Genomic DNA, 11,391 nt, shown 5'->3' with positions numbered 1-11,391 from the left:
TAACTAAAAGCCTGCCCCTTATTGATAAAAGAACAGAGAAATTCCCGCAAGGGCGACAAGTGTGCCGATGACACTTTGCTTTGACACCTTTTCCCCTTTCAGCGCATAAATCACCAAAATAAAGACAGGGCTGGTCGCTATCAATGTTTGTGCAACCGCAGGGTTAGCATTTTTCAGCGCCACTTGCTGGAGCCAAAGGGCGAGAAACGTCCCAACAAAGATCGCCCCTAATAACCAAAGTTTGTCGAGCTTGGTCATTTCCCATAAATCTCTTTTTATCGATGAATAAGGCTTCTTTTCAACGAAAGGGATAATCAGCATTACGACAGACACGCCAATCGTCAGGCGAATCAAAGCACCTAACAATGGTGGAATGTCACCCGCCACTAACGCGTAATGAGAAATAACCACACCAGATGCCTGACAAACACTCGCCACAAGCCCATAACCAATGCCACCCCACTCCGCTTTGTCATTCGAATCACCGCTCGCCGATTTTGATGGCTGGAAGACGACGAAGGTCACCGCTAGTGTTGTAATCACGACACCGAGCCAGCTTTGCAATGTCAATACAGCGCCAAGGAACATCAACGCTAATACACCAGAAAGAGGCGGTGCCAAAGATTCCAATAGTAGAGTCTTATTGGCGCCGATTCTTTTCAATGCCGCAAAATAGGCGCTATCTCCGATCGCTATTCCAATTACACCTGAAATTGCCAATATCAGAAAATGGTTGGTACTAAGCTCAAAATCCGGCATTGGGATAAGAGGCATTACCAGCAACATCATCCCAGATGCCACTACACCCTTAACAATATTCAGTTGCATTGCAGAGAAGCGATGTCCAAATTGTCCATAAATCCATGTCGCACACGCCCACACAATTGCAGCGCCAATGGCCGCCAATTCACCTATATACATCCGTATTTGTCCCTAGTGGTTATGCCCGTCATTTAGAATCGGAACTGTCATCATGTCAGCTTGAATACCAACAAAGAAGCCGAAATAGCCTCTTCAAATACGATTGAATTTTATAAGATCCATCCATGCTTTGAGTCACATAAGAAGCGACAACATATTATTTCAAATTGGTAAATCATTTTTATAACAATTACTTGGATGATAGCGTAGTATATTTATAACTTAACATCTAACATTACAAGGATCTGTTATGTTTTTAGACTACTTTGCACTCGGTCTACTGATTTTCGTAGCATTAGTCATCTTTTACGGCATCATCGTTATTCACGATATTCCCTATGAAATTGCGAAAGAACGCAACCACCCTCATCAAGATGCCATTCACGTCTCAGGCTGGGTTAGCCTATTCACTTTACACACTATTTGGCCGTTCCTTTGGATTTGGGCTACGTTGTGGCGCAAAGATCGTGGCTGGGGCTTCGCTAAGCTTGAAGAAGAACAACACGACATTCATCACCGTGTCGACTCTCTAATCGACCAAGTGAGCACACTTCAGGACGAAATTGCCCAACTCAAACAAGCGGCTACTGTGCAAAACAGCACAGAGAAAGAGACCACCAACGTTCAAGATCAGGAGGCTAAGTAATGGATTTACTGCTGATAATGACCTACGCGGCACTTTGTATTACGATTTTCAAAGTATTCAATATCCCTCTAAACAAGTGGACGGTTCCAACTGCGGTACTTGGTGGGGTCGTACTCATAGGTACTTTGATTCTATTGATGAACTACAACCATCCGTTCACGCAAATCGGTAACCAAGTTTACTCAACAACACCGATTGTTTCTGGTGTGCGCGGCAAAGTAATTGAAGTTCCTGTTGAAGCGAATAAGCCTCTTCAGAAAGGCGATATCCTTTTCAAGATCGACCCTATCCCTTTTGAAGCGGCCGTTGCAAAACTGGAAGCGCAAGTCAAAGAAGCGAGCCAAGGCGCTCTAGGCTTAGAGTCTCAAGTGGGAGAGGCTGAAGCCGCCAAAATAAAAGCAATTGCAGAAAGAGACAAAGCACAGCGTGAATTCTCTCGATACAAACGTGGGTTCGAAAGTGGCGCATTTACCGAGCAACAACTCGATACTCGTCGACAAGCGTACAAAGGTGCAGAAGCTGCAGTGAAAGTTGCAGAGGCGAATCAACAACAAGCTCAAATCGCACTCAACTCAGAAATTGGTGGCGAGAACACAGCCGTTGCAGGTTTACTTGCCGATTTACGTAAAGCCCAATTTGACTTAGACCAAACTATCGTTCGTGCGCCAACAGATGGTTATGTGACGCAACTTGCCCTTCGCCCAGGTGTCATGGCCGTGCCACTTCCACTGGCTCCAGTGATGACATTTGTTCACACCGAAGCTCAGTTCTACACCGCTGCTTTTAGACAAAACTCATTGCAGCGTCTGCAACCAGGGTTCGAAGCTGAGTTCTTATTCAGAGCTCTACCAGGCAAAGTGTTTAAAGGCCGTATTGATGAAGTATTGCCTGCGATTGGTGAGAGCCAATTCCAAGCTCGAGGTGCTTTACTAGGTACTGATGCTCTGCGTACCAGTGGTCGCGTGTTTGTTAAGTTAACCATCACAGATGACCTATCTGAATACCATCTACCTATGGGTACTGCGGTTGAGGTTTCGGTTTATTCTGACAGCTTCACTCACGTATCTATCATGCGTAAGGTGCTTATTCGTATGAAGAGTTGGCAAAACTATCTATACCTAGACCACTAAACGGTCGTAGATATGCGACGAAGCCGCTTAACACATTGTTAAGACGAATGAAAAAGCCAGACCCTGCTCTGGCTTTTTTGTTGCTTGATTAACCGTAAAATTGCGCTTTTTACACGATATTTAAGTGTTCAGATGGAATTTTAGACATCTAGACACTTACCTTCCCTTATGAAAGGGTTCTACTGTATAATGCGCGCCTTATTTTTTATATTTGCCCAAAAAACGTTCTCATTGAGACGCATATTAATAATGGCGAATATTCGTTCTTTATTCAGCTTTATCTTTCAGTATTCGAGGTTATCTATGAACTTTTCAGCTAAAACAGTGGTCGTTATTGCCATTGGCGCGGCACTGTACGGCATTGGTGGTTTACCTATGTTTGGTGTTCCAGTGTTTGCGAACACGACATTGAAACCAGCGATGGCAGTCCTAGCACTATTTTCTGTTTTGTTCGGCCCAATTGTTGGCTTCTTAGTTGGCTTTATCGGTCACTGGGTTACGGATCTGTTCGCAGGTTGGGGCGTGTGGTTAACTTGGGTTTTAGGCTCAGGTATAGTAGGCATGGTTATCGGCTTGTTCCCTATGATGACTAAGAACCGTCTTCAACAAGGCGAACTGCCAATGAAAGATTTTGTATTGTTCGTGATACTGGCCCTTGCAGGTAACGTTGTAGGCTATGGCTGCTCTGCGTTCCTAGACACCATCCTATACGCAGAACCGTTTACTAAAGTCTTCACTCAACTGTCTATCATCGCAGCGGGTAACACCGTTCTGATCGCTGTTGTGGGCTTCCTGATCCTAAAATCAGTCGCTAAACGCAACAAACAAAGCCGCAACCTGACTGAGGCATAAGCGATAATGACTATAGCATTTTCGAACTTCTCTTTTAGATATGAGTCGCTGGATAAACCGACGCTAAAAAATATCAATCTAAGGATAGAGAAAGGAGAGAAAATCGTCATTATTGGACCAAGTGGTAGTGGTAAATCTACCCTAGGTCAGTGTCTCAATGGTTTGATACCTCATGCAATCAAAGGTGAGGTAACGGGCTCTTTAGAGATAAACGGCAAGAATACCTCTGAGTTTTCGATGCACGATTATACCGAGCAAGTCGGCACGGTATTACAAGATACTGACAGCCAGTTTGTGGGTTTAAGTATCGGTGAAGATATCGCTTTCGCACTCGAAAACCAGTTGATGTCGAACATTGATATGTACCCGTTAGTTAAGTCGACTGCAAAAATGGTCGACCTAGCGGGCATGCTTGAGCGTTCACCTCATGACCTTTCTGGTGGTCAAAAGCAGCGAGTATCATTAGCGGGCATCTTAGTTGACGACGTTGATATCTTGTTGTTTGATGAGCCTCTAGCAAGCCTTGACCCTAAAACGGGTAAGGCAACGATTGAGATCATCGACCAGCTGCATAAAGAAACCAACAAGACCATCGTGATTATCGAGCACCGCCTCGAGGATGTCCTACATCGCGATATCGACCGCGTGATCTTAATGGAACGCGGTGAAATCGTCGCTGACACGACACCCGATGAAATCTTGGCTTCTGAATTACTTGATACACACGGTATTCGTGAACCGCTTTACTTGTCGGCGCTTAAGGCGGCGAAAGCCCCACTAACCAGCGAAGACAAGCTGTCAAACCTCAAAGCTTTAGACTACAAAAGGTTCCGCCCTGCTGTTCAAGCTTGGTTTGCTGAGCGCCCAGCCCCGGTAGCAGAGAAGCAGTACCCACCTTTACTCGAAGTTCATGGTCTGACTTATTCTTATGACGGCGAGAAGAACGCACTCGAAGATGTCAGCTTCAAGATTGGCAAAGGTGAGTTTGTTTCGATTCTGGGCAAAAACGGTTCGGGTAAATCAACCATCACTAAACTCATCATGGGTGTGATCGATGCCGATTCAGGCTCTTCCTATCTAAATGGTGAAGACCTATCTGAACTTTCTATCTTTGAAAGAAGCCAGAAAGTCGGTGTCGTGATGCAGAACCCAAATCATATGATCTCGCATCATATGATTTTTGACGAGGTTGCTTTTGGTCTTCGTAACCGCAACATTGCAGAAGAGCTGATCACAGAAAAAGTAGAGCATGTTCTTGAGCTGTGTGGGCTGAGTAAGTTCCGCCACTGGCCGATCGAAGCACTGAGCTACGGTCAGAAAAAACGTGTAACCATCGCTTCTATCCTAGTACTGGAGCCTGAGCTTCTTATCTTGGATGAACCGACTGCAGGTCAAGACTACCGTAACTACACATCGATGCTGGCGTTCATCCAAAAGCTTAATCGTGATTTGGGTATTACTGTTGTAATCATCTCACACGACATGCACCTGGTTCTAGAGTACACCACACGTTCAATCGTGATTGCAGACAGCAAGCTGATTGCCAATGCCGCGATGACAGAAGTATTCAGTCAGCCTTCGCTGTTAGAACGCGCAAATCTTTGTACCACCAGCATTTATGAACTCGCGACCATGATGAAAATCGACGACACCAATGCATTTATGCAGTACTTCATCGACTACGAGAGAAGTGCTCAATGAATGCATCAAAAGTAAAATTCGGCATCAATTACATTGATACCAAATCACCGCTACACGCTCTCAATGGCATCACCAAGTTTGCACTGTTTTTAGCTTGGGTAACCGTTGTTCTTACAACGTTCGATCTTAGACTCATCGTTGTTTTGATCCTGACTGGCTTATATCTATTAAAGCTGACTCAAGTTCCTGTTCGTGTTTACAAGCCGCTATTGATTGGTACTGCAAGTGTTCTGAGCCTAAATGCTTTGTTCATGTACCTGCTTGCTCCGCAGCAAGGTACAGAGCTCATCGGCAGCGAAACCTTATTGCTGACATTACCGGGTAACTACTCGTTGAGCCAAGAGACTTTGTTTTACTTAGTCACTGTCACGCTCAAGTACATGAGCATGTTCCCGATAGCGTTGATTTTTGTCTTCACAACGCATCCAACTGAGTTTGCAGCGAGTCTCAACCGTATCGGAGTTCCTTACAAAATTGCTTATGCGGTGAGTTTAACCCTGCGTTACTTGCCTGAGGTTAAGAAGGACTTCATCAATATCATGCACGCTCAACAGGCTCGTGGAGTAGAACTTTCCAAGAAAGCACCACTCATTACTCGCATCAAAAATGTTGCTAAAGTGTTAGGGCCATTGATTTTTTCAAGCTTGGATAGAGCAGATGAGATCTCAAATGCGATGACACTGCGCGGTTTCGGACGACATAAATCTCGCACTTGGTATAGCTATGCACCTTTGAAACGTATCGACTTTGTTTGTTTGAGTGTCATCGCTTTTATCGTGGTGTTAGCCATTGCGAAACGCATTCTAGAGCCGCAGTTATTTTGGTATCCGTTCTAGCTTTCTGAATTAGCAATATAAACAAAGACTTTAGATAACACACCGCTCAATAGAGCGGTGTTTTTATATGGACTTAGAGCTGGTTGAAATTCAAGCGAACGATCTATATCTATCGAATTTTGACGATAAACTGACGTTTTTATTACCTCTAGGCTTTGAGATCTCTATCAGAAACTATTAATATATGTGTTTACAGAATGTTACACTCAATAGAGATTTGTAATGGCTCGAATTACCCAAGCTCAGAAAATAGAAAATCAAAAAAACTACGATGAAATCGTATTAAATCTTTTTCTAGCAGAAGGACATGAAGCGCTAACTTATGCAAGGATTGCTCAAGAAATCGGCATTAGTTTAACTACGTTGCAAGGGTACTATCCTTCAACACGTGCAGTAAGAACTGTCTTACATGAACACGTATTAGCTATTATGATGAAGTCATTAGACTTTTCAGATCAGGAGACGTTTTATCGCTCTTGGCAAAGCGCACTTACTGAAAAACCTTTTAGACACTCTATCAAACTAATGTTTTTCCATGCATCGCAAAACTGTGTTCCAGAAGAGTTCAACTTACAAGTTGATGGTGAATTTCGCCAAAAGATGACTGAAAGGTTCGGGGCTGATGCAAGGGCGATCATTGAAGTGGTCATTGGACGCTCACTACTACAACTCACCAATTTTAGTAGAACTCCAGCGTAAAACAGCAACTGACAACAAAAAAATGGGAGCCTTTCGGCTCCCGTCTTATTTTAAGCTAGCGCTTATTTCAACTTATAGAATATTGTTGAAAGTGGCGGTAAACGCAGCTCAATCGAAGTGTCTAGACCTTCGCTTTCTACCGATTCAATCTCAGCTGTCTGCTTCACTTCAAAACCACTGCCCGCATAATCAGTTGAGTCTGTATTCAACAGTAGTGAGTACTCACCTTTTGCAGGAACACCTAAGCGGAAATGCTCGTGAGGAACGGGTGTAAAGTTAGAGACAACTAATACACGCTCACCAGATTCACTGATGCGCTCATGTGCAAGAATGCTCGCTTCAGCAGAGTCCTGTAGACGCCACTCAAAGCCTTTCGGGTCAAAATCAAGATCGTGCATTGCAGCTTCAGAGCGGTACAGATTATTCAGGTCTTTCGTTAAACGCTGAACACCTTGATGACGATCATAATCTAACAAGAACCATTGCAATTGGTCATCATGGTTCCATTCGGCCGTCTGACCAAATTCTGCACCCATGAAATTCAGCTTCTTACCCGGCTGAGCATACATGTAACCCATATAAGCACGAAGGTTTGCCGTTTGCTGCCATTCATCACCAGGCATCTTGTTGTGGATAGAGCCCTTACCGTAAACCACCTCATCGTGAGACAGAGACAATACGTAGTTCTCACTGTGAGCGTAAACTAACGGGAAGGTAATCGTATCGTGGTGATATTTACGGTTGATTGGATCTTCTTGGATGTAAGACAAGCTATCGTGCATCCAACCCATGTTCCACTTAAAGCCGAAACCTAAGCCGCCCATAAAGGTCGGTGCTGAAACACCCGGGAAAGCGGTAGACTCTTCAGCAATTGTCATCGCATTCGGGAAGTGCTTGTATACTTCTTCGTTCATCCACTTAAGCGTAGCGATAGCATCGTAGTTTTCGTTGCCGCCGTCTGCGTTCGGAATCCATTGATCATGGCTGCGCGAGTAATCGAGGTAAAGCATCGAAGCGACTGCATCAACACGAATGCCATCAATGTGGAATTGCTCGAACCAGTACAATGCGTTAGAAACTAAGAAGCGACGTACATGCTCTTTGCCTAAATCGTAAATGTACGAGTTCCAATCTTGGTGCCAACCACGACGTGGATCTGGATCATGGAACAATGGCGTACCGTCGAAGTTTGCTAGGCCGTGATCATCACTTGGGAAGTGAGCAGGAACCCAATCCAGAACAACACCAAGACCCGCTTGGTGACATTGATCGACGAAGTATTTGAAATCATCTGGAGAACCAAAACGGCTAGTCGGTGCAAATAGACCTACTGGCTGATAGCCCCAAGAACCGTAGAATGGGTGCTCTGAAACTGGCATTAGCTCAACGTGCGTGTAGCCAAGATCTGTTAGGTATGGGATCAGCTCTGCCGCAAGCTCGCGATAATTTAAGAACTCACCTTCAGCGTTACGCTTCCAAGAACCCGCGTGCAGTTCATAGAACGAAAGCGCTTCTTTACGCTTTTGCGTCACTGGACGATTCTGCCACTTAGTATCTTGCCACTCGTAACGAGCGTGATCGTAAGTCACAGAAGAAAATGATGGGTATTGCTCTGAGTAAAAACCCCATGGGTCGGCTTTATGCGGTAAGCCTTCGCCATTGGGTCCTTTTAATTCAAACTTGTATTGAGCGCCCTCTTCCAGTTCAGGAATGAATAGGCCCCACATACCGTAATCTAAGCGTTGCATTGGGTGGCGGCGACCATCCCAAGCGTTGAAGTTACCTATCAAGCTTGCCGCTGTTGCGTGCGGTGCATACACCAAGAAACGAGTACCTGCAATCGTCTGTCCATCACGCTCTAGCGTAATAAACTGAGCCCCCATGTGATGGTACATATCTTTCGGTGTGTGAAGATCTTCGTAGCTCGCGTACAGATCGTGGTACTGGTACGGATCATCGATGATCTGTTCTACTCCAGCCCAATCAACCGCAAGCTTATAGTGAGTGAAACGCAAATCTCTCTCTTGCTTAAGAATGAAACCACTTTCACCCTCTCGCGATAACTCAATACGAGGTTCCTTTCCAACAATCAACTCGACTTTATCTGCTCCAGGAATCCATACACGTAATGCACCTTGATCAGAAGGTAAGTATGGACCTAAAAACGCAAATGGGTCTGTGAAGCAAGCCTGTGATAGTTGGGTATATATTTGTTTTTGCTTTGAAATCGAACTTAGTTCCAAAACGTTTCTCCCTAACCAAACATCCAAAAAATATAATACAAAAATGCCCGCTATTAGTGCGGGCAATATAACGACGGTTTATTCTACCAGATGAGCATTCATTATTGAGTGACCAAGGTTGTAGTTTCGTACGGCGTAAGCAAAAAACCACCTAATTTCAAGTCACTCAACGTCATTACTTACCTGCTTTTTCTCGAACGTCAGTTAGCTTAGAAGCGATACGATTAACGCCTTCATGAGCAAAGATTTCGTCCAAGTTCATTGATAGTTTACGACGCCAGTTAGGATACTCATCGACCGTGCCAGGAATGTTTACCGGCTTATCCATCTCTAACCAATCTTCCAGCTGAACACTCAATAGTGTTGAACCACCAGCTGCTACGTGCAGTTGAAGAGCTTCAGCAAGGTAAGAATCCATCGGTACTTTGCTTGCATCGCGACCCACACCTTCAGGTAGGAAACCATGCCATGCCACTGAGTCTAAGATACCTTGTTTGCACTCAAGACGGTCATCGAACAGAGTTTCTAGCTGTGCTGCATCTGGGTATAAACCAATCTCTTGGCCCATCTTCAAGTCATCACAGTGCCAGAAGCCACGTAATGTTGGCATATCGTGCGTACACAGTGCCGCCATTGATTGTGGTGCATAGTGTTTCGGTGAGATGAAACCACCGTCTTCTTCTGATGTTTCAAAGAAGAACACTTTGTAAGAGTGCACGCCAGCATCTGCTAGAATGTCTACAATCTCATCAGGCACCGTGCCTAAATCTTCACCGATAACGCTACATTGGTAACGGTGAGATTCGAGCGCAAGAATCGACAGCATGTCTTGTACTGGGTAGTAGATGTAAGCGCCTTTGGTTGCGTTTTCACCCTTTGGAATCCACCACAAACGCAGTAGACCTAAAACGTGGTCAATACGCAGTGCACCACAATGTTTCATGTTCGCACGAAGTAGCTTGATGTAAGCATCGTAGCTTGTTTCTTGAAGCACTTCTGGGTTCAGTGGTGGTAAGCCCCAGTTTTGGCCTAGAGGACCAAGAATATCAGGTGGAGCACCAATGCTCGCATCCATCACTAGGTTGCCTTCGTCAGCCCAAGTTTCGCTGCCCGAATCTGCAACACCTACCGCTAAGTCACGGTACAGGCCAACAGCCATACCTTTCTCTTCAGCAAGAGACTGTGCATCGTTGATCTGGCAATCTGCTAGCCATTGTAGGTACATGTACAGATGAACGTTTTCTAGGTTCTCTTTGATGTACTTCTGTGTCGCTGGGCTGTCGAATGTACGGTACTTCTCAGGGAATACCGGCCATCCCCACATGCCAGAATCTTCAGCGTGTAGTTCACCATGTAGAGCATCAAACGCGGCTTGATGCATTAGGCTGTCGCCACCCTCTTCTACGAAGGCTAAGAACGCTTGTGCACGGTCACTGTTCTTGTCTAAATGACGAGTCTTAAACTCTGCAAATAGCAAAGGCAAGATGCTCATCTTCAGCTCAGACACTTCAGTGTAGTTTACCCAGTGTGCTTCACGCGCTTTTTGTAGACGCTGCTGGAACTCTGCGCTGCCTACCGTTTGTTGTGCTTCTGCACTTAGTGCGAATTCAGGTACTGAACTCACATCAATGTATAGGATGTTCAACCAGCGACGAGAAGACGGGCTGTATGGGCTCGCGCCTTCAGGGTTCGCAGGGAACAATGAGTGGATTGGGTTTAGACCAACGAAATCACCGCCGCGAGAAGCGATATCAGCAACAAGCTGTTTTAGGTCACCGAAATCACCAATACCCCAGTTGTGCTGAGTTCTTAGTGTGTAAAGTTGAACACTTGGTCCCCACAGCTTTTTGCCTTGCTCGATTGGTGACTGCTTGAAACACGCTTTTGGCGTAATAATCAGTGTCATCTCGTAAGGCTTCTTACGGCGCTTACGGCTCACAATTAGCTTGTGATAACCCCATGCCAAATCACTTGGCAATGCAAACACTAAAGGGCCACCCTCAGCACGCTCATCACGAACGACTTGAGATTGAAGATAGCCTTCAAGTACCTCTCCTTGCTCGGTTTCTAAGCGCCAGCTGAACTCACTTTCACGAGCACTTACACCTAGATTAAGCGCCACTTCTACTGGCTCACCGTCACGCAAGACAAGAACTGGGTCTAGTACATCTTTTTTGTGTTTTCTTTCTGCTGACTTAAGCAGTGCATCATCGCTGCTTGTATCGTAGCCCAACGAAGCCAATAGAGACGTAATCGTCTCGTCTGATACTTGTGCTTCATCGCCCCACGCACTAACGTAACTGTCGGCAATGTTTGCCATTTCTGCGACTTGTTTTAATACGGTCTGTTCTTTCATCGCTCTC

At 45.2% G+C, this 11,391-nt stretch carries 9 protein-coding genes; 6 read left to right on the top strand and 3 right to left on the bottom strand.

What is annotated here, in order from left to right; translation table 11 throughout:
• Positions 1-18: 18 nt before the first annotated feature.
• On the bottom strand, positions 19-921 hold the full coding sequence (locus BCU34_RS17430; RefSeq protein ID WP_102478694.1) for a DMT family transporter: 903 nt from the start codon (positions 919-921) through the stop codon (positions 19-21).
• A 250-nt stretch (positions 922-1,171) separates the two neighbouring features.
• Here BCU34_RS17430 and BCU34_RS17425 point away from each other — a divergent pair, with 250 nt between their 5' ends.
• The 6 genes from BCU34_RS17425 to BCU34_RS17400 all read left to right on the top strand — a co-directional run bounded on the left by BCU34_RS17425 (position 1,172) and on the right by BCU34_RS17400 (position 6,785).
• Positions 1,172-1,567, top strand: a complete 396-nt coding sequence (locus tag BCU34_RS17425; protein WP_048662431.1) for a DUF3302 domain-containing protein — start codon at positions 1,172-1,174, stop codon at positions 1,565-1,567.
• The gene (locus BCU34_RS17420; protein ID WP_057623594.1) at positions 1,567-2,697 is read left to right on the top strand and encodes an HlyD family secretion protein; all 1,131 of its coding nucleotides are present in this window, start codon (positions 1,567-1,569) and stop codon (positions 2,695-2,697) included. The genes BCU34_RS17425 and BCU34_RS17420 overlap by 1 nt, the downstream gene beginning before the upstream one ends.
• A 303-nt stretch (positions 2,698-3,000) precedes the next feature.
• Positions 3,001-3,549, top strand: a complete 549-nt coding sequence (locus tag BCU34_RS17415; protein ID WP_004732085.1) for an ECF-type riboflavin transporter substrate-binding protein — start codon at positions 3,001-3,003, stop codon at positions 3,547-3,549.
• Between the two features lie 6 nt (positions 3,550-3,555).
• Positions 3,556-5,250, top strand: a complete 1,695-nt coding sequence (locus tag BCU34_RS17410) for an ABC transporter ATP-binding protein (RefSeq protein WP_102478693.1) — start codon at positions 3,556-3,558, stop codon at positions 5,248-5,250.
• Complete coding sequence (locus BCU34_RS17405) at positions 5,247-6,086, top strand: energy-coupling factor transporter transmembrane component T family protein (RefSeq protein WP_048661015.1); 840 nt, start codon at positions 5,247-5,249, stop codon at positions 6,084-6,086. The genes BCU34_RS17410 and BCU34_RS17405 overlap by 4 nt, the downstream gene beginning before the upstream one ends.
• 222 nt (positions 6,087-6,308) lie before the next feature.
• On the top strand, positions 6,309-6,785 hold the full coding sequence (locus BCU34_RS17400) for a hypothetical protein (protein WP_048662435.1): 477 nt from the start codon (positions 6,309-6,311) through the stop codon (positions 6,783-6,785).
• A 62-nt stretch (positions 6,786-6,847) separates the two neighbouring features.
• Here the strand turns inward: BCU34_RS17400 and glgB are convergent, their stop codons facing one another.
• Positions 6,848-9,028: a 1,4-alpha-glucan branching protein GlgB gene (gene glgB / locus BCU34_RS17395; RefSeq protein ID WP_048661013.1), complete on the bottom strand. Its 2,181-nt coding sequence runs from the start codon at positions 9,026-9,028 to the stop codon at positions 6,848-6,850.
• A gap of 175 nt (positions 9,029-9,203) precedes the next feature.
• Positions 9,204-11,384 (bottom strand): 4-alpha-glucanotransferase, encoded by a 2,181-nt coding sequence (gene malQ / locus BCU34_RS17390; RefSeq protein ID WP_102478692.1) that lies wholly within the window; start codon positions 11,382-11,384, stop codon positions 9,204-9,206.
• Between the last annotated feature and the right edge of the window lie 7 nt (positions 11,385-11,391).

Origin of the sequence: Vibrio sp. 10N.286.45.E10 (assembly GCF_002874195.2) — a bacterium.
Classification (GTDB): domain Bacteria; phylum Pseudomonadota; class Gammaproteobacteria; order Enterobacterales; family Vibrionaceae; genus Vibrio; species Vibrio crassostreae.
The sequence above is the reverse complement of the archived record's forward strand: the minus strand, read 5'-3'. Positions and strand labels throughout refer to the sequence as shown.